The following is a 26,419-nucleotide window of genomic DNA, read 5'->3' on the forward strand; positions in this document are numbered from 1 at the left end:
GTGCGCCACCGATGGCAGCCCTCAGAAAAGGACAGGCGCGAGCAACTGACATGAGAAAGACAGAGTGGGCGGTGTCGAGGGGAATCGAATCGACCGACGTGAAGGAAATCCAGCATTCTGATTCCGCTCCGGCCACGCAGGAATGCCCTGCCGACGCGCCCACGCGGGCCGGTCGGTCGAGATTTTCTCGGACACTGAATACCGGGCTGTCCATCGCAGTGATCCTGTGTGTGGCGACAACTCTCGTCCATGTCGCTCTGGTATTCCTTCATGTGGCGCCCACCAACACCGTCTCCAAGCGATACAGTCCGCTGATCAATTCCTGGGTCTATCCCTTCTTCGAACAGAACTGGCGGCTTTTCGCCCCGGACCCCGACTCCGTCAACCGACAGATCCTGGCGAGAACCGCACACACCGGGTCCGGCGGATCGGTTCAGGTGAGCGGCTGGTTCGACCTGACGGCCGTGGACAATGCCGCCGTCGAACACGACCCGTTTCCGAGCCACACGGCGCAGAACATGTTGCGCCGCGCCTGGACGTCCTACGTCGATACCCACGGAGGGGACGACAAGGCGCATACGGCACGCGCCCTGATGATGCAGAGGTATCTGAGCAACATCGCCGCACAACGCGTCGCTGCCCGCGGCGACGGCACGTTCGACTTCATTCAGCTCCGCGTCGTCACGCTGCCGATCGCCGCCTCCGGTCCCACTGCCGGAAACCGCCCCCCGACGAGCACCGAAACCCGGCTACTGCCCTGGTGGAAGGCAACCCCCCATGGGAAATGAGCTGAACTCCGCCGTAGCTCGTACGGCACCAGTGCCCCAGCGGCCGACAGGGCAAATCAGTACGGCCCCTTCCGCTGCCCAGAGACTCGTCGACCGGATCGCTGCCGTGGGCGAGCTGCTGACCGGCCGACCCGTGTCGCTGTACGCCGCGTCGGTGCTGCGCATCGGCTACGGCCTGCTCTACCTGGTCTTCCTGCTGCGCGAGTTCCCGCACCGTGACGAGATCTGGGGCCCCGCCTCCCCCTGGACACCCGCGCTGGCCCAACAGCTCTTCGCCCAGACGGGCTGGAACAGCGTCCTGACCCTGTCCGACAGCCGCGCCTACTTCGAGCTCTGCTACGCGCTCGCCGTCGCTACGTCCGCGCTGTTCATGCTGGGCTGGCGAACCCGCGTCCTGTCCCTCCTCTTCGCCGTCGTGGTGATCTCGTTCCATGCCCGAGCGATCTTCATGACGGACGGGGGCGACAACCTGGTCCTGCTGATGTCCATGTATCTCGTCCTCACCGCGTGCGGTCGGCGCTGGTCCCTGGACGCGCGCAGGATCCGGCTGAAGACGGCTCGTGCGGGCACCTCACCGCAGCGGGTGAAGGGAGAGACCGCACAGCAACTCCGGGGTGCCCTGACCACCTTGACCACGGTCGTGCACAACTGCGGCATGTTCGTCATCGCGGCGCAGGTCTGCTTCCTCTACGGATCAGCAGGCCTGTTCAAGGTCCAGGGCGCTTCGTGGGGCGCCGGCACCGCGCTCCACTACGTGCTGAACCTCCAGCTCTTCCAGCCCTGGCCCGCGCTCTCCCACTTCGTGGACGGGCACACGATCCTGATCGCCGTCGCCGGCTATATGACGGTGCTCTTGCAGGTGGCCTTCCCGTTCGTGCTCTTCGGCAGGCTCAAGTACCCGGTTCTCGTCATGCTGTTGGGCATGCACATCGGCATCGCCGTACTCATGGGGCTGCCGCTCTTCTCCGGCGCGATGATCATCGCGGACGCCGTGTTCCTTCCCGACCGCTTCTACGCCGCCCTGCCCCGGCTGTGCCGACGCGCGGCGCCGCGGACAGGCGTGCGGCATCCGATGCCCTCCCCGGCCGCAGAATCCGGATCGGTACCGGCACAGGGCGGGCCCGGTCTGCCCGGCCCGAAGCATCCAGCCGCCTCGGCAGGACAGGAGGACACCCCGCTCTCCACCGAGCTCGCGTCCGACGAGAAGAGCTGAGGTTCGGGCCGGTGAGGACTTGGTGGTGAATCGCCGTCAAAGCTGCCGTCAGGCAAGAGCCGGAGGCCCCGTGGAGTGCTCCACGGGGCCTCCGGCATGCCGGCACCAGCAGGCTTCGAACGCCTGCGCGACAACGGCAGGCCACCCGCCGATAGCCGGTAGTGACTGTCGGCCACTTCGTCCTCGCTGGCATCGCGGCGGCCGTGGCAGCCGTCATGGTGGCGCGGCGATGCGATGCGGGCGCGGCGGGATTCAAGATCGCCGACAACGGATCGTCCTCGGGCCCGTTTCTGTAAACCCGGGAAGACGCAGGAGGCCCCTCTGTAAACCCGGGTGACGCGAGAGGCCCCGGATCTCTCCGGGGCCTCTTACCTGTGTGCACTGGGCAGGATTCGAACCTGCAACCTCCTGATCCGTAGGCGGGTGCAGCACCATCACGAACCGCTCGCCGAGGGATGTGCCGGGGCCCGTTTCCGATGTTCGTCGATCAGGTCGGAGGCGTGTTCGGAGGCGTGTGGGGTGGGTCAGAAGCAGCCGGGCCCGGTGGAGGGGTTGACGCAGGCGTTGAGGCCGGGGCCGCCGTCGTTGGTGTTGGTGCCGGGGCCGCCGAAGAGCGCGTCGTCGCCGGGACCGCCGAAGAGGGCGTCGTTGCCGTTGTTGCCGTTCAGTTTGTCGGCGCCGTTGCCGCCTTCGATGCGGTCGTTGCCGTCGCCGCCGGACAACGAGTCGTTGCCGTCGCCGCCACAGATGAGGTCGTTGCCACCGCGGCCGTCGACCACGTCGTTGCCGCCGAGAGCGAAGATCACGTCATTGCCGGGAGTGCCGACCAGGACGTCGCCGCCGTTGGTGCCGGTGATGGTCGGCGTGGCGGTCGCGCAGGTGGGGGGCGGCTCGTAGGTGATGGTCACCTGGGCCGCTCCCGCGGCAGGTCCGGAGGTAGCTCCCGACGGGACGAGGTTCGACCCGCCGCCGCCACCACCGGAACCCAGCGTGCCATTGGAGGCGATGGCGTTGCAGCCTCCGCCTCCGCCGCCTCCGAACCAGCCGCCGCCTCCGCCGCCTCCCCCGAAGCCGCTCCCGCCGGTGCCGGCGGCGCCGGCCGTACCGTTGGTGCCGGCGGTGGATGGGTTCGACGGGCATGTGGCTCCGCCGGTGCCGCCGGTGGTCTGAGTACCTCCGCCACCGCCGACGCCGCCTTGCGGTCTGTCGCCGCCGGGCTGGCCGGTGTCTCCGGCGTCTCCGCCGGTGGACTCAGGCCCGGAAATGGTGAAACCGCCGTGGCCGCCGCCTCCGCCGCCGCCCGCGACGATGAGGCGGGGGTCAGTACCGGGGACGCCGGTCAGGACACAGCTGACGTTGGCCGAGCTGCAGGTGCGGACGTCGCTGGAACCGCCGCCGACACCGCCCGCGGCGATCCCGGTGACTGTGCCGCCGCCGGTGTCGACGTTCACGAACAGGGTGTTGCCCGGGGTGGCGGGGACGGTGCCGGTGACAGTGGCGCCGTTGCCGCCCGTGCCGCCGTTGCCCCCGTTCTGGCCCGCGGCACCTGTGGCGGTGACGGTCAGTTGGGTGACGCCGGACGGGACGGTGAAGGGCTGGTCGGCGCCGGCGTTGAAGGTGACCGTCACGGGCGCCGCCGCGGCGGGGGTGGCCGAGGGCACCACCAGTGCCGCCGGCAGCGCCACCGTGGCGAGCAGGACGGCAGCACGCCTGGCCGGGCGCCTCCGCTCACCTGCGGCTCCGGCGCCACGTCGATGGAACATGGCATGTTGCAGGGTCGGTCTCACGATGGGGACTCCTCGACAAGGCGCGCGGCACTCAGCACGTGCCACGGACGTCGGTTGGTGTTCAGGCCCCTGCCGGGACCGCCCGACGATCAAGCCACACGCACCCGGTGCGGGCGTACAGACACACCGTCATACCGCCCGCGATCCACCGACCAGACGCTGTCCGACCTCGAACTCGGTCGTGTGATCCGTTGGCGCGCGCGTTTTCCAACCGCACCCGGCCAAGCCCCTGTCCTGGCTTGGTGCAGCAGGAGTCAGGCTTGACCGCGAGTCCGCGCTTGCGGTTCGTCGTGGGCGCGTGGCCGGACATGCCCGATGGGGTCGGCGACCGGCCGGCGGACGTGTGGGAACCCCTGCTCGCCATCGCGGACGCGGCCTGCGGGAACTCATCTTCGGTACCCCGAAGACGAAGCGTTCCGTGCGCACGATCTCGCTGCCTCAGCGCTGCGTGCGCGGTCTCTCCGCGCACCGGGAGCTCAAGGAGTCGACGCCCGCACCATCATGGAGACCCTGGGGCACAGCACGATCAGGATGACGCTCGACAGGTACGCGCATGTGATGGGAACGGCCCTGCGGGCCGCGTCCGATCGGATGGACGACGTGTTCGGCCCCGATCTTTCCGAAGATGATCCGGAGGGGGAGAGCGCAGCCTGATCGGCGATATTCGGGGGCGTTGATGTCACCCGTCGATGTCAAAGGCCCCGCCGGTTCAACCGGCGGGGCCTTTGAGCTGTGTGCACTCGGCAGGATTCGAACCTGCAACCTTCTGATCCGTAGTCAGATGCTCTATCCGTTAAGCTACGAGTGCTTGTTCTGTTGTGCTTCTGTCTTCGCTTCCCGGGTTTTTGACCCGCTCGCGGCGACAGGAAGAACATTACATGACTGCCGCCGCCATGTGAAATCCGTTTGCCTCACCCCTTGTGAGCTGGGCAAACGCACTTCTGAGCCTTCACGAGCACCCTCGACGCCAGCGTGCTCCGCGGCCCTCACGGACACCCGGAAGGCCGAAGCCCCGGTCCACTGGACCGGGGCTTCGGATCTTCGCGCGGAGGCGGAGGGATTTGAACCCTCGATGGGCTTGAAGGCCCAAACCGCATTAGCAGTGCGGCGCCATAGACCGGACTAGGCGACGCCTCCCGCACAACCACTCACGCGAGCGCAAGTGGTGCGTGCAGATGATGACACAGTCGAGCGCGGTGTCACCAATCGCCCCCCACGGTACTAGGCAGATACGCCGCACTGCAAAGCCCCCACCGGCACGCAACCGGGTGGGTCGCCCCGCGTTAGGCAGGTCATGTTGCGCCGACTGCTCCTCACCGCCGCCGTGTCCGCCACCGCCGCGCTCTCGACCGTGCCCAGCGCCACGGCCGGCACCCCCTCCGACGCCCCCGGGGCGTTCCCCGTACCCGGGGCGTTCCCCGTACCCGGGGCGTTCCCCGTACCCGGGGCGTTCCCCGTACCCGTGGCGTCCCCTGTCGGAGTGTCGTCGCTGTTCCCCGCCGGAGCCTCGTCGCTGTCCGCCGCCTACGGCGTCGCCCTGCCGGCCCTCATGCCCCCGCCCGCCCGCCCGGAGGACTCCGCGGACCGTCTGACGGTGACCGTCCACGACGTGGGCGGCGGTGCGGACGGGACGTTCGAGCTGGCGTGCCACCCCGCGGGCGGCGGCCACCCGCACGCGGCGGAGGCCTGCGACCGGCTGGACCGGATGACCACCTGGGGCAAGGACACCTTCGCCCCGGTGCCGCCGGACACCCTGTGCACGATGGAGTACGGAGGTCCGGCCACCGCGCATGTCACGGGAACCTGGGCGGGGCGCCCCGTCGACGCGCGCTACGACCGCTCGAACGGGTGCGAGATCTCGCGCTGGAACGCCCTGGTGCCGCTGCTGCCCGGCGCCCGCCCCTAGCTCGAACGGGGCGCGGACAGGGCGAGGACAGGGCGAGCACGGGGCGAGGACAGGACGAGGACACGGCCACATCACGGTGCTCTCACGGTGCTCTCACGGTTCCGCGAGGTGAAATGCGTGGTCACAGGTTCTACGCCGGTTCTGCGTCTCATATGTGTGCGACCTCCCTCTCATCCGGCATCGCGAGCGCAACCACTGCCCGTAGACTCCCTCGCGTGACACGCCGTGGGCCGGTTGGCAAGATGGCCTCCGCGGTCGGCAAGGTGCGGTAACAGGGAGGAAGCGTCTCGTGAGCAGCAGGCCATCCCGAGGCGCTGCTCGCCTCGCAGCCATACTGGACGCGCTGCCCGATGCGCTGGTCCTGGTCAACGCCAACGGGACCGTCGTCAACGCCAACACGATCGCCCTGGAGGCCTTCGAGACCCCGGGCACGGCTCTGGTGGGCCGCGGGCTGCTCGACCTGCTGCCCGAGTTCGACTCCCGGCTGATCCCCGGATCCATGCGGCGCCCCGACACGACCGACGAGCGCGGGCGGACCAAGCCGACCCGGATGATCGCGCGGCGGACCGACGGCACGGAGTTCCCGGTCGAGGTCACCAGTGCGAATCTGGAGAGCGGCCAGCAGGCCTACGACAACTACGGCCCCACCCCCGACGAGCTGCTCATGCTCGTCGTACGCGACCTTTCCGGCACCGTCGACACCGAGGCCGAACTCGCGCGTTCGCAACGCCAGACCGAGATGATCCTGCGCGCGGCGGCCGAGGGTGTCGTCGGGACGGACACCGAGGGACGGGTCGTCCTCGTCAATCCCGCCGCCGCCCAGATCCTCGGATACCGGGCCAGCGATCTCGGCGGCAAGGACCTGCACGCCCTGATCCTGCACTCGCGGGCGGACGGCGAGGCCTTCCCCTATGCGGAGTCGCCGCTCGCCGACACCCTGCGCTCCGGGCGCAAGCACCGGGTGCGCGGGCAGGTGCTCTGGTCGAAGTCCGGGGATCAGGTGCCGGTCGACCTGACGACCTCTCCGGTGCGGGACGGCGACCAGCTCGTCGGCGCCGTCATGACCTTCACCGACCGCCGGCCGTACGACACCCTGGTCGAGGAGAAGGACGCGGCCGCCACCCGGCACGCCGAGGAACTGGAGCGGATCGGCGAGGAGCACGCCGCCGAGCTGGCGGAGCTGCGCGAGCGGCACACCGCCGAGCTCACCGAGCTGACCGAGGGCCACGAGGAGGAACTCGCCGCCGGCGACGAGCGGTACGCGGCGCTCGGCGAGCGGGAGAAGGACCGCTACGAGGCGCTGACCGGCCGGCACGAGCAGTTGCTCGCCGTCCTCGGCCAGTCGCTGCGCGGGCCGCTCGACCAGCTGCGCGCCGAACTCGCCAAGCTCGCCGCCGACGACGCGGGGCAGCTGTGGCCGGAGGCCAACCAGGTGCTCCACCACCTCTCGGCCGGCTACTCGCGCATCACGACACTCGTCGACAACGTCCTCGGCTACCAGCGGCTGGATGCCGGCGTCGAGACGATCTTCCGTACGAACGTGATGCTCGACGCCGTCGTCGCGGCCGGTGTCGACGGGGCCGTCGACCTGATCGGGCCCGGACGCGTGCAGTTCGCCGTGCACGCGCCGCCCATCGAGGCCGAGGTCGACCCGCAGCGTCTCGCGGGCGCCCTCGCCCACCTCATCGCGGACGTCGCCGGAGTCGACGCGACCGGCAATGCGCCGGTGTCGGCGGGCGGTTACATGGACAACACGGTCGTCGTGGCGGCGGCGCAGCGCGGCGAGGTCGTGCGGATCGAGGTGCGCGGGCCGTACGCCGGGGGAGACCCGGTGCACGAGCCGATCGTGCGCGGGATCGTGCGCGCGCACGGCGGTGTGCTCCAGACGCACGAGGTGCCGGGGATGAGCGGCAGCGCGTACGTCCTCGAGGTGCCCATCGGGGGCGGGGCGGGCTCGGTTCCGCTCGCCACCGGACCCGCGGTCTCCACCGAGGTCGCCCTTCCCGAGCAGACCCCCCAGCAGAGCGGTGGCAGGCGGCGGGCCCGGCGGTCCTCCGTGGACGCCTTCCTGGAGAGCGAGGAGACGGGGGAGTCCGGCCCGAAGGCCGTCGAGGCGGCCGGCGCCGGTACGACCGCTCCCACCGGGCGCCGTCGCCGGCGTGCCGCCGAGGAGCAGGCGGCCGGCGAGCTCCCGGCTGCCGCGCAGGAGCAGACGGCCGAGAGCGCCGACGACGGCTCCGGCGGTACCGGGCGACGCCGTGGCCGGCCCAGCCCCGCCGAGGACACGGGCGACGCCGCGGCACAGGGCGCGCCCGACGGCGTCTCCGAGGGCGCGGTCGTGATGGCGGGCGAGCACGGGGCGGGAACCGCGGCCGTGGGATCCGGGCTGGGCGGGACGGTGCCTCCGCAGGGGGTGCCGGTGCCTTCCGGACGACGCGCACGCCGGGACGGCGAACAGAACGCACTGCCCGCGGCGTTGCCGGCGGCGACGGCGCCGGGCGACGGCCCCGACGAGGACGACGGTGCCACCGACGACGCGGGCCGGCCGAGCGGGCGGCGCCGTCGTGCGCTGGCCGCGGCGGCCGAGCGTGCGGCCGCGCAGGAGACGGGCGCCCGTGCGGTGTTCGCGCTGCCGCCGGCGGAGGCGGACCGCTCGCCGGAGTACGTCCAGGCCGAGGCCCAGGCGCAGGCCGCCCAGGCACACGCCGTTCAAGCCCAGGCCGCCCAGGTCCAGGCCGCCCAGGCGCAGGCCGCCCAGGCGGCACAGGCTCAGGTAGCGCTGGCCCAGCAGCCCGACGGCCGCCATGACGCGATGTCGCACAGCCCCGACGACGATCACACCCCGCCGCAGCCGCACCCCGCCTCCGCCCCGACGGGCCGCCGCCGCGCCCGTCAGGTCGCTGCCCCGGGCCAGCCCGTGGCGGCGCCCGGACAGGCGCTCCCGGCGCAGGGCGTTCCCGGTCAGCCGGTCCCCGCGCTCGGGCAGACGGTTCCGGCGCAGGGGCTTCCCGCGCAGAACGTCCCGGGCGCGACCGGCGCCGGTCAGCCGGTTCCCCCCGGCCTGCCCGCCGGTGCCGCGCAGGCCGCCCCGGCCGGTGCCGCGCCCGCTCCGGCGCCCCAGTCCTGGCCCGACGCGAACACCACCACCGGCGTCGGCATCCCGTCCGCCGGGGCCCCCGGCAGGCCGGTGCCGTCCGGCGCCGGTGCGCAGCCCGCGCTCCCGGCGGCGAACGCGGCGGCTCCCGCCCAGCCGGTCCCCGCCCCGCTCCCCCCGGAGCGCCCGGTCCCGCGGGTCGCCCAGCCGCTGCCGGCCGAGGCGACGCCCGCGTCCGCCCCGGCCGACCCCAACTCGACGCAGGGCCGTGCCATAAGCGTGCGCACGCTCGGCCAGGGCGTTCCGTTCGCCCGCCAGGTCGCGACGGCCCAGCCGGGCGGCGGCGTCCAGGCCCCGACGCCTCCCCCGCACGGGACGAACGGCGGGGGCCGCCGCCGCAAGCTCGGTACTCCGCCCGAGCCGGTCGTCGAACGCGCGGAGACGGCAGCGCGCTCGCTTCCGCAGGGCGGTCAGCCAGGTGGCGGGCCCCGGCGGCCCGGCACCACCGAGGGCGCCGGACGGTCGTACGCCATAGGAGCACCGGACGAGAACGCCGCCGAGGGCCCTGAGCCGCTCGACGGTCCCGGCGGTGCCGTCGAGGTCGCCGACCAGCCGCAGCCGCGGCCCGTGGACGACGAACTGCCCCCGGAGCCGCTGGACAACCCGCGGCGGCTGCTCGTGTGGCCGGCGCCCGACGCCACCACCCAGCAGGCGCTGAGCGACCGCGGCTACCGGCCCGTCATCGTGAACTCGCGCGAGGAGGTCGACGCGCAGATCGCCGCGTTCCCGGCCGCGCTGTTCGTCGATCCGCTGACCGGCCCGATCACCCGCACGGCGTTGCAGTCGCTGCGGCAGGCCGCCGTCGCCGCCGAGGTGCCCGTCCTGGTGACGGCCGGACTCGGACAGGCGACGCGCGAGGCGGCGTACGGCGCCGACCCCGCCGTACTCCTGAAGGCGCTCGCGCCCCGCGACTCCGAGCAGCACCCGCCGCGCGTCCTGCTCATCGAGGAGCACGCGGAGATCGCGCTCGCGCTGACGGCGACGCTGGAGCGGCGCGGGATGCAGGTCGCGCGCGCCTCGACGGACGAGGACGCCGTCACCCTGGCCTCGCAGATGCGGCCCAACCTCGTGGTGATGGACCTGATGCAGGTACGGCGCCGACGGGCCGGAATCGTCGACTGGCTGCGGGCGAACGGGCAGTTGAACCGCACACCGCTCGTCGTCTACACCGCCGCCGTCGACCCGGCCGAACTGCCGCGGCTGGCCGCGGGGGAGTCGGTGCTGTTCCTCGCCGAGCGTTCCACGAGCGCCGAGGTCCAGGACCGGATCGTCGACCTCCTGGCCCGCATCGGCACCAACTAGCCGTAGGCGAGCCGGCCGCACGTCCGAACGAGTCGTCCGTGCGGCCCTGGGCCCGCCGGGCCGTACGGACCGTCCATGCGCCTGCACGTCGGTGAAGCGCGTGTACGCCGGACGGGGAGCCCTGGGGCTCCCCGTCCGGCGTACGTGTGATGGTCTCCGGGACCGGCCTCGGCCGCCCGGTGGCGCGTCAGAGCTTGGTCACGTCCAGGCTGCCGTCCGCGTACTTCTTGCGGATCACCTTCTTGTCGAACTTGCCGACGCTCGTCTTCGGGACCGCCTCGACGATCGACCAGCGCTCCGGGAGCTGCCACTTGGCGATCCTGCCCTCGTCGGCGAGGAAGGCCCGCAGCGTCTCGAAGTCCGCGGTGGAACCTTCCTTCAGGACGACGGTGGCCAGCGGCCGCTCGCCCCACTTCTCGTCGGGGACGGCCACGACCGCGGCCTCGGTCACGTCCGGGTGGGACATGAGGGCGTTCTCCAGGTCGACCGAGGAGATCCACTCGCCGCCGGACTTGATGACGTCCTTTGCGCGGTCGGTGAGGGTCAGGAAGCCGTCGGGGCTGATCGTGCCGACGTCACCGGTCTTGAGCCAGCCGTCCTCGCTGAACTTGTCGGCGGGGCGCAGCGGTTCCGCGCCGTCGCCGCCGTAGTAGGCACCGGCGATCCACGGGCCGCGGACCTCCAGCTCGCCGGCCGACTCGCCGTCCCACGGGAGCCGTTCGCCGCCGGGGCCGGTGAGGCGGGCCTCGACGCCCGCCGGGAAACGGCCCTGGGTGAGGCGGTAGGCGAACTCCTCGTCCGTGCCCACGGCGTGGGCCGGCGGGCGGGCGATGGTGCCGAGCGGGGAGGTCTCGGTCATGCCCCAGGCGTGACAGACGATCATGCCCAGCTCGTCGAAGGCGGCCATCAGCGAGGGCGGACAGGCGGAGCCGCCGATCGTCACCTGGGTGAGGGAGGAGACGTCCCTGGGCTTGGCGGTCAGCTCGGCGAGCAGTCCCTGCCAGATGGTCGGGACGGCGGCGGCGTGCGTCGGCCGCTCGCTCTCGATCATCTCGGCGAGGGGCGCGGGCTGGAGGAATCGGTCCGGCATCAGCATGTTGATGCCGGACATGAAGGTCGCGTGCGGCAGGCCCCAGGCGTTGACGTGGAACTGCGGGACCACGACGAGAGTCGTGTCACGGTCGGTGAGCCCCATCGACTGGGCCATGTTCACCTGCATGGAGTGCAGGTAGATCGAACGGTGGGAGTAGACGACACCCTTGGGGTCTCCGGTGGTCCCGGAGGTGTAGCACATGGCCGCGGCCTGCCGTTCGTCGATCTCCGGCCAGTCGTAGACCGTCGGCTTCCCGGCGATCAGCTCCTCGTACTCGTGCACCCGCACGCTCGTCCCGTCGAGCAGCGAACGGTCACCGGGACCCGAGACCACCACGTGTTCCACCGTCGGAAGGTGGGGGAGGAGCGGCGCGAGCAGCGGAAGCAGCGAACCGTCGGCGATGATCACGCGGTCGGCCGCGTGGTTGACGATGAAGACGAGCTGCTCGGCCGGGAGGCGGAGGTTCAGGGTGTGCAGCACCGCGCCCATGGAGGGGATCGCGTAGTAGGCCTCAACGTGCTCGGCGTTGTTCCACATCAGGGTCGCGACCCGCTCGTCGCCCGTCACACCGAGCTCGTCGCGCAGGGCGTGGGCGAGCTGGTTCGCGCGCTCCCCGGCCTCACGGAAACTGCGGCGGCGCGGCTCGCCCTCGCCCGTCCAAGTCGTGATCTGCGACTCTCCGTGCACCAGCGCCCCGTGCACCAGAATGCGGGTCACAGTCAGCGGTACGTCCTGCATCGTGCTCAGCACGGCGTCCTCCCGGGGGCGACATTGCCAACGCGGTAGTTATGGGTTGCGCTGATTCTGCGCACATACCGCGCGGTATGTCACTAGCCGCAGGAATGATCGATCAGCTAACGGCCTGCTCGGCGGGCTGTCGGGGGGCTTCCTGACGCACGGGGATCAGCTCGGGGTCGTCGCGCAGTTTGCCCAGCGCACGGGAGACCGCCGACTTGACCGTGCCGACGGAGACCCCGAGGACCTCCGCCGTCTGGGCCTCGCTCAGATCCTCGTAGTAGCGCAGCACCACCATCGCCCGCTGCCGCGCCGGCAGTTTCGTGATCGCCCGCCACATCGCGTCGTGCAGCGCCTGCTGCTCGGCGGGATCGGCGGCGGGCAGTCCCTCCGGCTCCGGCAACTCCTCGCAGGCGAACTCGTCGACCTTGCGCTTGCGCCACTGCGACGTCCGCGTGTTGAGCAGAGCGCGCCGCACATAGCCGTCCAGCGCACGGTGGTCCTCGATCCGGTCCCAGGCGACGTACGTCTTCGTCAGCGCCGTCTGCAACAGGTCCTCAGCGTCGCTCGGGTTCGCGGTGAGTGACCGGGCGGTGCGCAGCAGAACGGGCTGCCGCGCCTTCACGTACGACGAGAACGACGAGTACGAACGGGTCCGCGTCGCCCTTGTGGCGGCGTCCGAGGCGCTCGTGCAGACGAGTGTGGTCATGGCTCCACGCTAGGTTCGCCCCCTCCTCCGGCGGATCGGCCGCAGGTCCCGAAGCCATGTCCGCCTCAGGTTGTAGAACTGGGGTCAACCTCACCTCCTGAAGGTGGACAAGCGGGGCCCGCCCTCTGAGGGTTCACCCCTGAGAGACGACCACCGCGGGAGTACTCGGGGCAGCGGGAAGCGAGAACGACACGCGAGGGAAGCACCCGGGTGCAGCACTCCGGGAAGCACGGGAGCCCCGTACGCCGGGAGCCGCCCGCCCGCGACGCACGGGTGCCGTACGCCCCGGGGGCCGCCCCAGGCACACGGAAGCGGCCCCCTCAGGCAGCGGCGCCGGCCCACGCGCGACGGAGACGGGGACGGCGGGGGGACGCGGGTCCCGGACGACGACGGGACGCGGTCCCGAGACGATGGCAGCGGCACGCGGGCCCCGGACAACGGCAGGACGCCGGCCCAGGACAACGACGGGACGTGGGTCTCATCCGTCGGTCCCGAGGATCAGGCCCGACGTGGGAACCCCGGTTCCCGCGGTCACCAGGACGCGCCGGGCGCCCGGTATCTGGTTCACCGACGTGCCCCGCAGCTGCCGTACGCCCTCCGCTATTCCGTTCATCCCGTGCAGATACGCCTCCCCGAGCTGCCCTCCGTGCGTGTTCAGCGGCAGTCTCTCCTCGGCGACGAAGTCCGCGGCCTCCCCCGGCTTGCAGAAGCCGAACTCCTCCAGCTGCATCAGCACGAACGGCGTGAAGTGGTCGTACAGAATCCCCACGTCGATCTCCGCCGGGCTCATTCCCGCCGTCCGCCACAACTGCCGGGCCACCACGCCCATCTCCGGAAGCCCCGTCAGCTCGTCCCGGTAGAAGCTGGTCATCTGCTCCTGCGCCCGGCCCGCACCCTGGGCGGCGGCCGTGATCACCGCCGGGGAGTGCGGCAGATCGCGGGCACGCTCCACGGAGGTGACCACCAGCGCCTGGCCGCCGTCGGTCTCCTGGCAGCAGTCCAGCAGCCGCAGCGGCTCCACGATCCACCGCGAGGCCGCGTGCTCGGCGAGCGTGATCGGTCTGCCGTGGAAGTACGCCGCCGGGTTGGTCGCCGCGTACTTCCGGTCGACCACCGCGACCTGCCCGAACGCCTCGGATGTCAGCCCGTAGGTGTGCAGATACCGCTGGGCCGCCATCGCCACCCAGGAGGCCGGGGTGAGCAGCCCGAACGGCAGGGCCCAGCCGAGCGCCGCGCCCTCCGCCGACGGCTCCCGCCGCTGCACGCCCGAGCCGAATCTGCGGCCCGACCGTTCGTTGAACGCCCGGTAGCAGACCACGACTTCGGCCACTCCGGTCGCCACCGCGAGCGCCGCCTGCTGGACGGTCGCGCACGCCGCTCCACCGCCGTAGTGGATGCGCGAGAAGAACGACAGCTCCCCCATTCCGGCCGCCTGCGCGACGGTGATCTCCGGGCTGGTGTCCATCGTGAACGTCACCATCCCGTCCACGTCCGCCGGTGTCAGCCCCGCGTCGTCGAGCGCGGAGCGCACGGCCTCCACCGCCAGCCGCAGCTCACTTCGCCCCGAGTCCTTGGAGAACTCGGTGGCCCCGATACCGACGATCGCCGCCCGCCCGCCCAGGCCGTCCCGCTTGCGCACGCTCATGCGGCACCGCCGTCGGACGGCGCGTCGACGGGGGCGAAGGCGGCGGAAGGGCCGGGCGCCGCTTCCGGAGTCGGGACCGTCACCGTCACCGTGCCCATGACGTGCCGGCCGACGCCGTTGGCACCGAGGATCCTCACCGTGGCCGTGTCGCCGTCGACCTCCTCGATCGAACCGGTCAACACCATGGTGTCTCCGGGATGGTTGGGAGCGCCCAGCCGTATCGCGACCTTGCGCAGCACGGCGGCCGGGCCGAAGTGGTCGGTCACATACCTTCCGACCAGGCCGTTGGTCGTCAGGATGTTCATGAAGATGTCCGGCGAGCCCTTCGCCCGCGCCAGATCCGCGTCGTGATGCACGTCCTGGTAGTCCCGTGAGGCGATCGCCCCGGCCACGATCAGCGTGCGGGTGATCTCGATCTCCAGAGGCGCCAGTACGTCGCCCACCCTCATGTCCCCACCTCTCCGTTCGCGATCAACTCCCCCAACTCCTGCAGCACTTCGCCGCCGCACCCCAGATATGCGTCCAGCTGCCGGCCCCACAGGAAGTGCCGGTGCACGGGGTGTTCGAGGTCGGCGCCCGCCCCGCCGTGCAGATGCTGGCCCGTGTGCACGACCCGCTGCCCGGCCTCGGACGCCCACCAGGCGGCCGTCAGGGCGTGCGACGCGTACGGCAGCCCCTCGTCGCGCCGCCATGCCGCCTCGTACGCCGTCACCCGTATCGCCTCGGTGTCCATGTACGCGTCGGCGGCCCGCAGTTGGACGCCCTGCTTGGCGGCGAGCGGGCGCCCGAACTGCTCGCGCGTGTTCGTGTGCTCCACCGCCCGCGCCAGCGACCCGGCGCACACCCCGGCCTGGAGTCCGGCGAAGGCGGTACGGGCCGTGGCCAGCAGGTCGTCGTACGCCCCCTCGGCGCCCAGTGCCTCCCCCGGCGTCCCGTCCAGCGTCAGGCGCCCCGCCGACCAGGGCGCCGTCAGCTCGACAGGCTCGCTCGCCGCCGCCTCCGCGACGCGGACCAGCCAGAGCCTGCGCCGGTCGTCGGCGACGAGCACATGGGTGGCGTCGCGCAGCCACGGCACGACGGGCACGACCCCGGTCAGCTGCCCCGGCCCCGGCTCATGCCTCCCCGGTACCGGCTCCCGCGTCTCAGGCACCTGCTCACGCCTCCCCGGCGCAGGCCCCGATCCGGATATCGCGCCGGCCACCACCACCGTCCCGTCGGCGATCCCCGGCAGCAGCCGCTCGCGCTGCTCGGGCGAACCGTGTGCCGCCACCGCGAGCAGTCCGTACACACAGCTCGCCGCGAACGGCACCTGCGCCGTGGTGCGCCCCTGCTCCTCCAGCAGCAGGACGAGACCCAGGAGCCCGATGTCCGCGACCGCCCCCACCAGCCCGGCGGCGCACAGCTCCTTCCACAGTCCGGCGTCACTGCCCGTCCCGGCCGCGGTGAGCCGCTCGTGGGTGGAGAGGTCGCCGAAGATCCGCGCGGCCAGGTCCCGGGCGGCCGCCTGATCCTCGGTGGGTGTGAAGTCCATGTCAGCTCCCCCCACCCGAGCGGCCGGCGAAGGAGGCGGCCGGGCGGACGGAACCGCCGGGCGAGCGCGCGGCCGAGTCGCCGGGAACGCCGTCGCCGCCGGACCCCTCCTCGGCCCGGAAGACCGGCAGTTCCAACTCATCGTCGTACCGCTGGAATTCGAGCCGGACGGGCGTGCCGATCCGCACCTTGTCGTGCGGTACGCCCACCACGTTGCTCACGATCCGCACGCCCTCGGCGAGCTCGATCAGCGCGACGGCGTAGGGAGGGTCGAAGGCCGGGAAGGGCGGGTGGTGCATGACGACGTACGAATAGACGGTCCCCGCGCCGCCCGACTCGACGGTGTCCCAGTCCGGGCAGCCGCACGCGCCGCACCCCGGCAGCCACGGGAATCTCAGCGCCCCGCACGCCGTGCAACGCTGGATCAGCAGCCGGTGCCGCTCGACGCCCTCCCAGAAACCGGCGTTGTCCCGGTTGATCACCGGGCGCGGGCGCAAGGGCCTGCTCCTCGCCTCCGCGGTGTGCCTCTCCGGGGTGTGCCTCTCCGCGGCGTTCACCTCCGCGGTGCCCGACGCGTCCCTCGTCCCCGCCGGACCCTTCGGATTCGGGTGCGCCGGAACGTACTTGAGAATGCGGAACCGGTGCGTCCCGGCAAGTTCGCCCCCCGCTCTGATGTCCATCCGCGTGGTGAGGAAGTACCCCGTGCCCAGCTTGGTCGTCTTGCGGTCCGAGACGGACTCGATCACCGCGTCGAATGTGATCTCGTCCCCGGGGCGCAGCGGGCGCAGATACTCCTGCTCGCAGTCGGTGGCGACCACCGAGGTGTACCCCGCGCCGTCGAGCAGCCGGAGCAGCTCGTCGTACGCCCCGGAGCGGCCGGGGTGCCCGCCGAGGCCGCCCATCGTCCACGCCTGGAGCATGGTGGGCGGGGCCACGGCCTCCGGCCCGTCGTACGCCGGATTGGTGTCTCCCATCGCCTCGCACCAGTGCCGGATCATCGGCGCGTTGACCGGGTCCTTGCCGACGCCCCCGACGGTGGCCGCGCGTCCCTCGTACCCCTTCAGACGCGTCGACAGATCGCCCCCGTCGCTGTCGGGCACGACGCCGGGCACGGCGCCGTCATCCGCTGCGGTGCCCCCGCCGCCCGCTCCCCGGCCGCTCACCGCCGACCCCTCTTCATACCGAGCCGCATCGTCGCGACGATCTCCCGCTGCACCTCGCTCACCCCGCCCCCGAACGTGTTGATCTGCGCCGCCCTGTTCATCCGCTCCAGCTCGCCGGCCCCGAACGCCCCCGGTGAACCGGAGCGGACCAATGCGTCGGCTCCCACGATGTGCTGACATATTCGGAACACCGCGACGGCGGATTCGGTTCCCATGACCTTCACGCCGCTCGCGTCTCCGGGCGCCGGCCCACCGGCTCCCAGATCCCCCACCAAACGCCAGTTGAGCAGGCGTGATGCCGCCAGTCGGGCATGCACTTCGGCCAGCTGGAAACGCACCCACGGCTCGTCAACCCTGCGCCGCCCGGTCACCGGATCAGGTGTACGGGCCGCCTCCAGCGCGGCCGCGTAGAAGTCCTCGGCCTGCATGCCGATCGCGGCGAGCGCCACCCGCTCGTGGTTGAGCTGGCTGGTGATGAGCCCCCAGCCGCCGTTCTCCTCGCCGACCAGGTTCCCGGCCGGGACACGGATCCCGTCGTAGTAGGTCGCCGTGGTGGTCTGGCCGCCCACCGTCTCGATCGGTGTCCACGAGAAGCCAGGAATGTCGGTGGGGACGAGCAGGATCGAGATGCCCCGGTGTTTCGGCGCGTCCGGGTCGGTCCGGCAGGCGAGCCAGATCCAGTCGGCGTTCTGGGCGTTGGACGTGAAGATCTTCTGCCCGTCGATCCGCCAGTACCCGGCCCCGGCGCCTGCCACTCCCGTGCTCCCCCCAGCCCGGGCCCCGGCGCCTGCCACTCCCGCGCCCCTCCCGGCCTCGCCCTCCCGTACGGCGCGCGTCCGCAGCGAGGCGAGGTCCGTGCCGGCCGAGGGCTCCGAGTACCCGATGGCGAAGACGAGGTCCCCGCTCAGGATGCGCGGCAGGAAGAAGTCCTTCTGCTCATCGCTGCCGTATTTCATGAGCGTCGGTCCGACGGTGTTCAGCGTGACCATCGAGACGGGCGCACCGGCCCTGTAGGCCTCGTCGAAGAAGACGAACTGCTCGTCCGCGCCGCGCCCCTGCCCCCCGTACGCGACCGGCCAGCCGAGCCCGAGCAGACCGTCGGCGCCGATGCGGCGCAGCAGCGCCCGCTGTCGTGCGGGGTCGTCGGCGGGTGGTGGCCCGTCCGGCATCAGTTCCCGGAAGTACGTGCGGAGTTCGGCGCGCAGCCGCTGCTGGCGCTCGGTGGGGGCGAGGTGCACGGCGGCGGCCCTCCCGGACCTCGTACGAACAAGGTTTTCTGACTGTCCGTCAGATACCGTTGCCTGTCAAGGTCACGGGCACCACCCCGGGCCACCCACGGGCTATCGGCGCGAGCCACCCCTCCGACACCCCGCACGCGACTGCGCGACGGTGCCGCAGCACCGTCGCGCAGTCGTTGTGAAACCCCCGCAGAGCACTACCCCACGCAGAAGCCCCCGGGCCGATGGGAGCGCATCGGCCCCCGGCTCACCAGAGCTTGACGAAGTTGACGAGGACGTTCTCGTTTCCTTGGTTGATGGCCGTGAACGCGGAACCCGTCACTTGGGCGGTATTGCTCTGATTCGTGGCCCCGGAGCCGACCGCCTGCTGTTGAGTGGTGGAGGAGTTGCCTCGGTTGTCGTGTCCGACCCCGCTGCCGCTGGAGGTCGCCACTCCCGCGTTCGACCCGGTGTCCGCGAAGGAGCCGTTGTCGGCCGACGCGACTCCGGAGAAGAGGGCGGCGGTCAGGGGCAGGGCCGCGACGGCGGCGAGGACGCGAGCGGTACGGATGCTTGCCATGTGAATTCCTCCAGAACCGGTTGTACGCACCGGCGGTGAGCCGGGATGTACGGGAAATACGGCTTGTTCCAAGGCGGTTGGCCGGCCGCCTCGGCGTTGTCCACGACGTCGCGAGTCCAGAGTTGCCCACCGCATCCCCGGCGAACCACCCCGGAAGCCGTGATTCCCCCTCAAGCGTGAGGACATGTCGATAAACCACCTTCACGCCCACAAAGCCCCTGCTCAGACCCCCGCCGACCACTCAACCCCAAGTGCCGCAACAGGCGAAGCGTTCCGGCACTTTTTCGGCCGATCTCGCCCACGGGCCACCTCGCGCCCTCGCGCGCCGGGATAGCCCTTCCCTTTTTCGAACACTCGTACGAACATGAATGCATGGCCACCATCGACCGGCGGGCCACCACTCTGGCCCTGGCCCACGCCCTGTCCGCAGCCGAGCGCGGACTGGCGGTGATCCCGCTGTCCCGTACGAAGCTCCCGGCCCTGCGCTCCCCCCACCGCGACGACCCCGATCCCCTCCCCTGCCACGGCGAATGCGGCCGCTTCGGGCACGGCGTGTACGACGCCTCGACCGAGCCCCGGCGCATCCGCGAACTGTTCGCCGCCGCCCCCTGGGCCACCGGCTACGGCATCGCCTGCGGGCTGCATCCGCACCACCTCATCGGCGTCGACCTCGACACCAAATCCGATACGGACTCCTCGACGGCCCTGCGCGAACTGGCACTGCGCCATCTCTTCACGATCCCGGACACGGTCGTCGTCCTGACCCCCAGCGGCGGCCGCCATCTGTGGCTGAGCGGACCGCCGGACGTCGTCGTCCCCAACTCGGCCGGCCGGCTCGCCCCCGGCATCGACATCCGCGGCGCCGGCGGCTACCTCGTCGGCCCCGGCTCGCGCACCGAACACGGCGTGTACGAGACGGCCCCCGGCACCGCTCGGCTCGCGCCCGCACCCTGCCCGCCCGAACTCCTGCGCCTGCTCCTGCCGCCGCCCGCGCCCCGCGCCCACCACCCCACGCCCTCCGCGAGCGACCGGCAGGGCCAGGGCCTGGTCCAGTTCGTTCTCGCCGCGCACGAGGGCCAGCGCAACACCCGCCTCTTCTGGGCCGCCTGCCGTGCCTACGAGAACGGCATCGGCCCCCAGCTGATCACCCCGCTCGTCCAGGCCGCCGTCAGCACGGGCCTCACCGAACGAGAGGCCCGCTCGACGATCGCCTCCGCGGCACGGATGACGGTTCCTTCGTCCCGGCAGCACTGAGGCGACACCACCGCCGGGGCGTGGACGCGGTGCGACGGCCGCGTCACCCGGCGGCTGGATGGGCCGGGTTCGGGCCGGAGCGCGGCAGCCGACCGGGACTTCTGCCCCTGGAGGCAGAGCACCGTCGACACCGCGACCGATCTTGGATCCACCGCCGGGACGTCATGCGGAAGGGGTGCCCCTCCGGAGAGTGGCACCCCTTCTGACCTGCAGCCTTCTGAGCTGCTACGCGGTGGGTGTGGGATTTGAACCCACGGTGACTCGCGCCACGACGGTTTTCAAGACCGTTCCCTTAGGCCGCTCGGGCAACCCACCCCGCTCCCGCCCAGCCGGGTGGAGCGGATACAGCGTACCCGGCTCCGAGCGTCTCGCGGAGGCATGGTCCACACCGGGGCCACCAGCGCTGATCCGGCTCACCGACGTCATCGGTGTCATGCCTACGGTGCCCGGCCGTCACCGCGCGGGAGCTCGTCGGCTCGGGTACACAAAAAGCCGCTTTCGTGAATACTTCCGGCGTGCTGCGCTCACTCGATTGCCACACATCTGAAAGAGGGGGAGCGGCGTTAGCGGAATATGGCGAAAGCAAGTTCTCTCGCTCCACCTGCCTCCGGACCGACGGCGGAGGGCCCGGCCGCGGCCCGTGCCGTGGCGGCCGGGCGATACATCTTCACGCCCGCCGCCGCGTACACATCGCCTGACGCCTGCGGCACCTTGCACGGAGACGGCGCGCGCATCGAGCTGTGGGGCACCGAGTCGCTGCTCGGCGATTTCCTGACGGTGCTGGACGCGGTCCAAGAGGAAATCAACCAGCGGTGGAACGGCCAGGGACGCTCCGGCCGCCACAGCCCTCACGTGACTGGGACGAATTTCCGTGAATGACGACTATCCGAATCTATCCTTCGCCCGGTACGGACAACATCCCGGATACCCCACCGGGGCGGAGACCGGTCAGTACGGCGATCCTGGGGAGGCTCTGCACGAGCAGGGCTGGGACCCGGTCGAGGAACTCACCTACCTCCTGCAGGATGCCGCGGCGGCGGAGCAGGAGGTCATCGTGCCTCCACCGCGCAGCGAGCCGACGTACGCCGACGAATTCACCAGTGACCCGATGGACAACCTGGTTCAGCTCACTGCCGAGTTGCCGCCCATCCGGCGGTCCTCGACCGGACATCGGAAGGTACGAGTCCGCAATCCCCGCTTCAACTGGCTGCAGACCGTCAGCTTCGTGATCGCCGCACTCGCCGCGGCCACCGTGTCGATGGTGAGCGTCTTCAGCGGCATGGTGGCCTACACACCTCTGCAGCACATCGCGTCCAACGCGCAGAGCGGTACGGGACCTTGGTGGCCTCTTCTGGTCTACGGCCCCTGGATGGTGGCCTCGCTCTCCATCCTGAGAGCCGCCCTGCACCAGCGCCGGGCCGTGCACTCGTGGTACGTCGTTCTGCTGTTCTCCTCCGTCGCCATGATGTTCTGCGTCGCCGACGCCCATCAGACCATCACCGGTGTGGCCACGGCCCTCGTACCGGCCCTCGCTTCCTTGACCTGCTTCCAGCAGCTGATCCGTCAGATCACGCTGACCCGCCCGCCGCGCCAGACCGCGTCCCGCCATCGGCAGCGCCCCTGCCCGAAGGCGCCTTCGGAGCACGCCGAGAGCAAGAAGGGTCCGGCCGCCGCAAAGACGTCTCGCGCTTGATCCGTCCCGAGGGTCTTTCCGGCCGAACGGGAACAGCCGACACGCAGAAGGGGTGTCTCCCGTGGGAGACACCCCTTCTGACCTGTACGTCTGCTGACCTACTAGTTGTCGCCCTGTCGGGAACCGAGGGTGAGGTCGACCGTGTGGGTCTTGCCGTCGCGCGTGTAGGTGAGCTTGACGGTGTCGCCGGGCTTGTGGGTCCAGATCGCACCGATGAGGGTCGGGCCGCTGTCGACCACCATGCCGTCGAGCTTGGTGATGACGTCGCCGGGCTTGAGGCCCGCCTTGGCGGCGGGGCCGCCGGACTCGACCGCCGCCGAACCGCTCGCGCCCTGCTCGGTGATCTTCGCGCCGCCCGTGCCGTCCTCCAGGGAGACCGACGCGCCGATCTTCGCGTACACCGGCTTGCCGGTCTGGATCAGCTGCTGGGCGACGTACTTCGCCTGGTTGATCGGGATCGCGAAGCCCAGGCCGATGGAACCGGACTGGCCGGAGCCGCCCAGACCGCCGCTGGTCGACGACTGGATCGCCGAGTTGATGCCGATCACCGCGCCCGAGGCGTCGAGCAGGGGACCGCCGGAGTTGCCGGGGTTGATCGAGGCGTCCGTCTGCAGGGCGCTCATGTACGAGGACTTGCTGCTGGCGCTGCCGTCGCTGGAGGCGACCGGCCGGTTCTTCGCGCTGATGATGCCCGTGGTCACCGTGTTGGAGAGACCGAAGGGCGCGCCGATCGCGATCGTGGAATCGCCGACGGCCACCTTGTCGGAGTCGCCGAGGACCAGCGGCTTCAGGTCCGAGGGCGCGTTCTTCAGCTTGATGACCGCGACGTCGTACCCCTGCGCGTGACCGACCACTTCGGCGTCGTACTTCTTGCCGCTCGGGAAGGTCGCGGTGAGCTTGCCGCCGTCGACCGCGTCCGCCACCACGTGGTTGTTGGTGAGGATGTGGCCCTGCTTGTCGAAGACGAAGCCCGTGCCGGTGCCGCCCTCGCCGTTGGTGCTCTGTGCCTCGATGGTGACGGTGCTCGGCAGCGCGTTGGCGGCCACGTTCGCCACGGTGCCCGAGGCACGCCTGACTTCACCGCTGTTGCTCGGAGCGGAGACCGTCGTCGAGTCGGTGGAGTTGTCGTTGTTCTTGGCCAGCGAGTAGCCGATGCCGCCGCCCACGCCGCCTGCGACCAGCGCGGCCACCAGGACCGCGGCGACCAGGCCGCCGCGCCCGTTCTTCGGCTTCGGCGCGGGCTGCTGGTAGGAGGAGCCCCAGCCGCCGGTGCCCGAGCCGCCGCCGTCGGCGTACGAAGGGGTGGCGGGCGGCGGAGGCGGCCAGCCCGCCTCCGGGGCGGAGCCCTGGGTCGCGGCCTGTCCGTAGGGGTCGCCCCCCTGCCCGACTCCGGCCGACGCGTACGCCGGCATGCCTGCGGGCGCCGACGCGTGCTCCGGTGCGCCGGGGGTGCCGGGCACCGCGGGGATCGGAGCGGTCGGCGCGCCCCCCGCGTGCGAGGCGCCCTGCTCGGAAGCAGCGGGAGTTTCCACCGGCACAGGAGGTGCGGACGGGGCCGGGGGTACTGCGGTGCCCTCGTTCTCGGTGCTCACAGCTCTTCTCCTCGATCCACGGCTGTTGTTCTCGGTCGCACTCGGTCACGCCCACTCACGCTTGTCGATGCCCGGCGCGATTCAGCTGTGCATGTGCTTTTGTACGCCGTCAGCTTTTCCCACAGGGCGTCAGGGCACCATAAGCGGTGGCTGTGCGTCCGAGGCCATCCTTTATAACGGACCTTTGCCGTCGAAAGGAATTAATTGGGACGCATCTCACCTCACGCTCACCCCGCGACGATGGCACCATGACGCGGTGACCCTCGCACGACAGCACCCGATTCAGGTCGTCGCTCACCGCGGAGCCTCCGAAGAGGCCCCCGAGCACACCTTGGCCGCGTACAAGAAGGCGATCGAGGACGGTGCGGACGCCCTCGAGTGCGATGTACGGCTGACCGCCGACGGCCATCTCGTCTGTGTCCACGACCGCCGCGTGAACCGTACGTCCAACGGCCGCGGAGCCGTCTCCGCCCTGGAGCTCGCCGAACTCGCCGCACTCGACTTCGGCTCCTGGAAGAACCGCGACGAGTCGCCCGACTGGGAATACGCTCCCGGGGACCTGGAGGACACCTCCGTCCTCACTCTGGAGAGACTGCTCGAACTCGTCGCCGACGCCGGCCGCCGCGTCGAGCTGGCCGTCGAGACCAAGCACCCGACCCGCTGGGCGGGCCAGGTCGAGGAGCGGCTGCTGCACCTGCTGAAGCGTTTCGGCCTGGACGCCCCCGCGTCCGCCGACGAGTCCGCGGTGCGCGTCATGAGCTTCTCGGCCCGCTCGCTGCACCGCGTCCGGGCCGCGTCCCCGACCCTGCCGACGGTCTATCTGCTGCAGTTCGTCTCGCCCCGGCTGCGGGACGGACGACTGCCCGCCGGTGTCCGGATCGCGGGTCCCTCGATGCGGATCGTACGCAACCACCCCGGCTACATCGAACGACTGAAACGAGCCGGACATCAGGTGCACGTCTGGACCGTTAACGAGCCCGAGGACGTCGATCTCTGCGTTGAGCTGGGCGTCGACGCCATCATCACCAACCGCCCGCGCGCGGTACTGCGACAACTGGGCCGCTGACCTGGCCTTGCCCAGGGCGGGCACCCCACGGAAAACCCCACGGTCACCCCTCGAAAACCATCGAGAATCGGCCACGTGATTACAGGGAGTGCTCCGGCGCGTTCGTTCCGCATTCGATCGTTACGAGTGCGTCAGCAGACGTCGATTGGCCGGTTTCCGGTCCAGCCCAAAGGGGCATCCACTCCGTGGCGTGGGGCAAAGGAGGTCTCGGGGGTGGCGTTGGTGGTGGCACGGGAGGTGCCCACGTCGTCGAGCATGGCCGTACCCCATGGCCCTGCGGGCGTGGGGGAAGCAAGACACCGGATGCGGGAGCAACTGCGCGCCGGCGGTGTGGCGGAAACGGTCATCGACGATGCCGTACTGATCCTTTCCGAACTGCTCAGCAATGCCTGCCGACATGGCCGGCCCTTGGGGGACGCCCTCGCGGGCGACGGCGATGTGCGCGCGACATGGCGTATCGACCCGGCGGGACGGCTGACGGTCGAGGTGACGGACGGCGGCGGCCCGACCCGCCCGGTTCCCGCCACCCCCTCCGTCACGGCGCGGGGCGGCCGCGGGCTGAACATCATCACGGCACTGGCCAAGGACTGGGGAGTACGGGACGACATCCACGGCGAGGTCACGGTGTGGGTGGTCATCCAGGGCGACGTGGAAACGGCGCGTCGGCACGACGACTTCGCTACGCGCGTCGCGTCACCGAGGGTGTCCGGCATACCCGATCGGGACTTCGTGGACGCCTTCGACGACCTCGACTGAGGCGGGACCGAGGCACGCGGACCGGCCGCCGGGTTCGTGGACGACGCGGTGCGTTGTCCACAGGATCCCGTCGGTCCCCGTACGAACGACTAGGCTCGCGCCAGTACGAGACGAGCCGTGATCGGGAGACACCCACGATGGCCAAGAAGCGACCTCAGACGAAGGCCAAGCAGCCGCAGTTGAAGGACGGCGGCGAGATCCCGGTTGTCGGCGCTCGCGAGCCCTGCCCGTGCGGCAGCGGCCGCCGCTACAAGGCCTGCCACGGCCGGGCTGCCGCGCACGCCGTGACCGAGCTGGTGCACCGCCCGTTCGAGGGCCTGCGCGGCGAAGGGGACTGGGTCGCGCTGCGCGAGCTGGTGCCCGCCGCGACGGTCGAGCTGAAGCTCAAGGAGAGCCTGCCCGAGGACGTCCCCTCGGTCACCCTCGCCACCGTCCTGCCGATGGCGTGGCCCGCGCTGCGCCGCGAGGACGGCTCGGTGCTGCTCGGCCTGCAGAACGACACGTCGTCCGGCGACATCAGCCGCGACCTTGCCGACACCCTCCAGCGCGCGCTCGTCGCGCCGCCCGGCACCCCGGTCGAGGGTCGGCGCGCCCCGGCCGGCGGTCCGCGGCTCCAGGACCTGCTCGACCCCGAAGGCACGTTCGAGCCAGTTGTGCACAGCGGCTTCGAATTCTGGGTCCCCGACGCGGAGAACGCGACAGCCGAGGTGACCGCCTCGCTGGAGCGGGCCAACGCCGCCGCCATCCCGACGGTGAAGCTCTCCGGGGTCGACGCCGCCTACTGGTGCGAGACGCCCGACAAGAACCACCTGCGCTGGGTCATGCCGTACGCGGAGGAGCAGCTTCTGGACGCCCTCGCGCGACTGCACGCCGAGGGCCGGTCCAGCCTCGGGGAGGGCACCCGGCTGGTCGGTTCCTTCCGTGCGCACGGGCTCACGGTGCCGGTCTGGGACCTGCCGACAGGTGTCACGGCGGACGACGTCGAGAAGCCGGCGGCAGAGTTCGCCGAGCGCCTCACCACCGCTCTGGCCATGGACGCGCCGCTGACGGCGGACGAACGCCGCGCGCGCGGCGGGCTCACCAACCGCCAGGTGACGCTCAGCTGACCCACAGCGGAAGCACAGATCGGGAAACTGACCGACCAGTCAGCTGGTCAGGCCCTCGGAAACGGGTGACTCCTGTCACAACTCCCCGTTGTGACAGGTAAATCCGTGTCCGAATAGCCGAGATCGAATT

20 protein-coding genes, 3 tRNA genes and 1 pseudogene are annotated in these 26,419 nt (G+C 71.1%); 11 read left to right on the forward strand and 13 right to left on the reverse strand.

Going from position 1 to position 26,419, the window contains the following annotated elements:
* Positions 1–50: 50 nt before the first annotated feature.
* Together ACZ4N5_RS00605 and ACZ4N5_RS00610 are read left to right on the forward strand one after the other, a co-directional pair.
* A complete protein-coding gene (locus ACZ4N5_RS00605) occupies positions 51–788 on the forward strand; it encodes a DUF5819 family protein (RefSeq protein ID WP_467754974.1) in 738 nt (245 codons plus the stop codon).
* Positions 778–2,001, forward strand: a complete 1,224-nt coding sequence (locus ACZ4N5_RS00610; RefSeq protein ID WP_467754975.1) for an HTTM domain-containing protein — start codon at positions 778–780, stop codon at positions 1,999–2,001. The genes ACZ4N5_RS00605 and ACZ4N5_RS00610 overlap by 11 nt, the downstream gene beginning before the upstream one ends.
* A 524-nt stretch (positions 2,002–2,525) precedes the next feature.
* On the opposite strand, the gene ACZ4N5_RS00615 is transcribed toward ACZ4N5_RS00610, so the two are convergent.
* A complete protein-coding gene (locus ACZ4N5_RS00615) occupies positions 2,526–3,764 on the reverse strand; it encodes a calcium-binding protein (RefSeq protein WP_467754976.1) in 1,239 nt (412 codons plus the stop codon).
* A 311-nt stretch (positions 3,765–4,075) separates the two neighbouring features.
* Here ACZ4N5_RS00615 and ACZ4N5_RS00620 point away from each other — a divergent pair.
* Positions 4,076–4,174 (forward strand): annotated as a pseudogene (locus ACZ4N5_RS00620) (DUF3631 domain-containing protein); the annotation flags it as partial.
* A 349-nt stretch (positions 4,175–4,523) separates the two neighbouring features.
* Here the strand turns inward: ACZ4N5_RS00620 and ACZ4N5_RS00625 are convergent.
* Together ACZ4N5_RS00625 and ACZ4N5_RS00630 are read right to left on the reverse strand one after the other, a co-directional pair.
* Positions 4,524–4,596: transfer RNA gene (locus ACZ4N5_RS00625), tRNA-Arg, on the reverse strand.
* A 238-nt stretch (positions 4,597–4,834) separates the two neighbouring features.
* A tRNA-Ser gene (locus ACZ4N5_RS00630) sits at positions 4,835–4,925 on the reverse strand.
* A gap of 157 nt (positions 4,926–5,082) precedes the next feature.
* On the opposite strand from ACZ4N5_RS00630, the gene ACZ4N5_RS00635 reads away from it, so the two are divergent.
* On the forward strand, positions 5,083–5,694 hold the full coding sequence (locus tag ACZ4N5_RS00635; RefSeq protein ID WP_467754977.1) for an SSI family serine proteinase inhibitor: 612 nt from the start codon (positions 5,083–5,085) through the stop codon (positions 5,692–5,694).
* Between the two features lie 289 nt (positions 5,695–5,983).
* A complete protein-coding gene (locus tag ACZ4N5_RS00640; RefSeq protein ID WP_467754978.1) occupies positions 5,984–10,150 on the forward strand; it encodes a hybrid sensor histidine kinase/response regulator in 4,167 nt (1,388 codons plus the stop codon).
* A gap of 187 nt (positions 10,151–10,337) precedes the next feature.
* Here ACZ4N5_RS00640 and ACZ4N5_RS00645 read toward each other — a convergent pair whose 3' ends face one another.
* The 8 genes from ACZ4N5_RS00645 to ACZ4N5_RS00680 form a co-directional block, all read right to left on the reverse strand.
* The gene (locus tag ACZ4N5_RS00645; protein ID WP_467754979.1) at positions 10,338–11,993 is read right to left on the reverse strand and encodes a long-chain fatty acid--CoA ligase; all 1,656 of its coding nucleotides are present in this window, start codon (positions 11,991–11,993) and stop codon (positions 10,338–10,340) included.
* A gap of 100 nt (positions 11,994–12,093) precedes the next feature.
* Positions 12,094–12,687 carry a SigE family RNA polymerase sigma factor gene (locus tag ACZ4N5_RS00650; RefSeq protein ID WP_467754980.1) on the reverse strand — a complete coding sequence of 198 codons (594 nt, stop codon included), beginning with the start codon at positions 12,685–12,687 and terminating at the stop codon, positions 12,094–12,096.
* Positions 12,688–13,165: 478 nt separating this feature from the next.
* A complete protein-coding gene (locus ACZ4N5_RS00655; protein WP_467754981.1) occupies positions 13,166–14,332 on the reverse strand; it encodes a lipid-transfer protein in 1,167 nt (388 codons plus the stop codon).
* Positions 14,329–14,781: a hotdog family protein gene (locus ACZ4N5_RS00660; protein WP_467754982.1), complete on the reverse strand. Its 453-nt coding sequence runs from the start codon at positions 14,779–14,781 to the stop codon at positions 14,329–14,331. The genes ACZ4N5_RS00655 and ACZ4N5_RS00660 overlap by 4 nt, the downstream gene beginning before the upstream one ends.
* Positions 14,778–15,863 (reverse strand): acyl-CoA dehydrogenase family protein, encoded by a 1,086-nt coding sequence (locus ACZ4N5_RS00665; RefSeq protein ID WP_467754983.1) that lies wholly within the window; start codon positions 15,861–15,863, stop codon positions 14,778–14,780. The genes ACZ4N5_RS00660 and ACZ4N5_RS00665 overlap by 4 nt, the downstream gene beginning before the upstream one ends.
* 1 nt (position 15,864) lies before the next feature.
* On the reverse strand, positions 15,865–17,025 hold the full coding sequence (locus ACZ4N5_RS00670) for a bifunctional MaoC family dehydratase N-terminal/OB-fold nucleic acid binding domain-containing protein (RefSeq protein WP_467754984.1): 1,161 nt from the start codon (positions 17,023–17,025) through the stop codon (positions 15,865–15,867).
* Positions 17,022–18,263: an acyl-CoA dehydrogenase family protein gene (locus tag ACZ4N5_RS00675; protein ID WP_467754985.1), complete on the reverse strand. Its 1,242-nt coding sequence runs from the start codon at positions 18,261–18,263 to the stop codon at positions 17,022–17,024. Before ACZ4N5_RS00675 ends, ACZ4N5_RS00670 begins: the two co-directional genes overlap by 4 nt.
* Before the next feature lie 247 nt (positions 18,264–18,510).
* A complete protein-coding gene (locus ACZ4N5_RS00680) occupies positions 18,511–18,822 on the reverse strand; it encodes a hypothetical protein (protein WP_467754986.1) in 312 nt (103 codons plus the stop codon).
* 372 nt (positions 18,823–19,194) lie between these two features.
* Here ACZ4N5_RS00680 and ACZ4N5_RS00685 point away from each other — a divergent pair, with 372 nt between their 5' ends.
* The gene (locus ACZ4N5_RS00685) at positions 19,195–20,076 is read left to right on the forward strand and encodes a bifunctional DNA primase/polymerase (protein ID WP_467754987.1); all 882 of its coding nucleotides are present in this window, start codon (positions 19,195–19,197) and stop codon (positions 20,074–20,076) included.
* 230 nt (positions 20,077–20,306) lie between these two features.
* On the opposite strand, the gene ACZ4N5_RS00690 is transcribed toward ACZ4N5_RS00685, so the two are convergent.
* Positions 20,307–20,391, reverse strand: a tRNA-Ser gene (locus ACZ4N5_RS00690).
* 330 nt (positions 20,392–20,721) lie between these two features.
* On the opposite strand from ACZ4N5_RS00690, the gene ACZ4N5_RS00695 reads away from it, so the two are divergent.
* Both ACZ4N5_RS00695 and ACZ4N5_RS00700 read left to right on the forward strand, forming a co-directional pair.
* Positions 20,722–20,955: a hypothetical protein gene (locus tag ACZ4N5_RS00695; RefSeq protein ID WP_467754988.1), complete on the forward strand. Its 234-nt coding sequence runs from the start codon at positions 20,722–20,724 to the stop codon at positions 20,953–20,955.
* Positions 20,948–21,769, forward strand: a complete 822-nt coding sequence (locus ACZ4N5_RS00700) for a DUF2637 domain-containing protein (RefSeq protein WP_467754989.1) — start codon at positions 20,948–20,950, stop codon at positions 21,767–21,769. The genes ACZ4N5_RS00695 and ACZ4N5_RS00700 overlap by 8 nt, the downstream gene beginning before the upstream one ends.
* 101 nt (positions 21,770–21,870) lie before the next feature.
* Here the strand turns inward: ACZ4N5_RS00700 and ACZ4N5_RS00705 are convergent, their stop codons facing one another.
* Positions 21,871–23,361: a S1C family serine protease gene (locus ACZ4N5_RS00705; RefSeq protein WP_467754990.1), complete on the reverse strand. Its 1,491-nt coding sequence runs from the start codon at positions 23,359–23,361 to the stop codon at positions 21,871–21,873.
* A gap of 256 nt (positions 23,362–23,617) precedes the next feature.
* Between ACZ4N5_RS00705 and ACZ4N5_RS00710 the strand changes: the two genes are divergently transcribed.
* The 3 genes from ACZ4N5_RS00710 to ACZ4N5_RS00720 all read left to right on the forward strand — a co-directional run bounded on the left by ACZ4N5_RS00710 (position 23,618) and on the right by ACZ4N5_RS00720 (position 26,289).
* Entirely contained in the window at positions 23,618–24,427 is an 810-nt protein-coding gene (locus tag ACZ4N5_RS00710) for a glycerophosphodiester phosphodiesterase (RefSeq protein ID WP_467754991.1), read from the forward strand.
* A 126-nt stretch (positions 24,428–24,553) separates the two neighbouring features.
* Complete coding sequence (locus ACZ4N5_RS00715; protein ID WP_467754992.1) at positions 24,554–25,183, forward strand: ATP-binding protein; 630 nt, start codon at positions 24,554–24,556, stop codon at positions 25,181–25,183.
* Positions 25,184–25,320: 137 nt separating this feature from the next.
* Entirely contained in the window at positions 25,321–26,289 is a 969-nt protein-coding gene (locus ACZ4N5_RS00720) for a DUF5926 family protein (protein WP_467754993.1), read from the forward strand.
* The last annotated feature ends 130 nt before the right edge of the window (positions 26,290–26,419 follow it).

It is taken from the genome of Streptomyces sp. NPDC026500 (genome assembly GCF_055567635.1).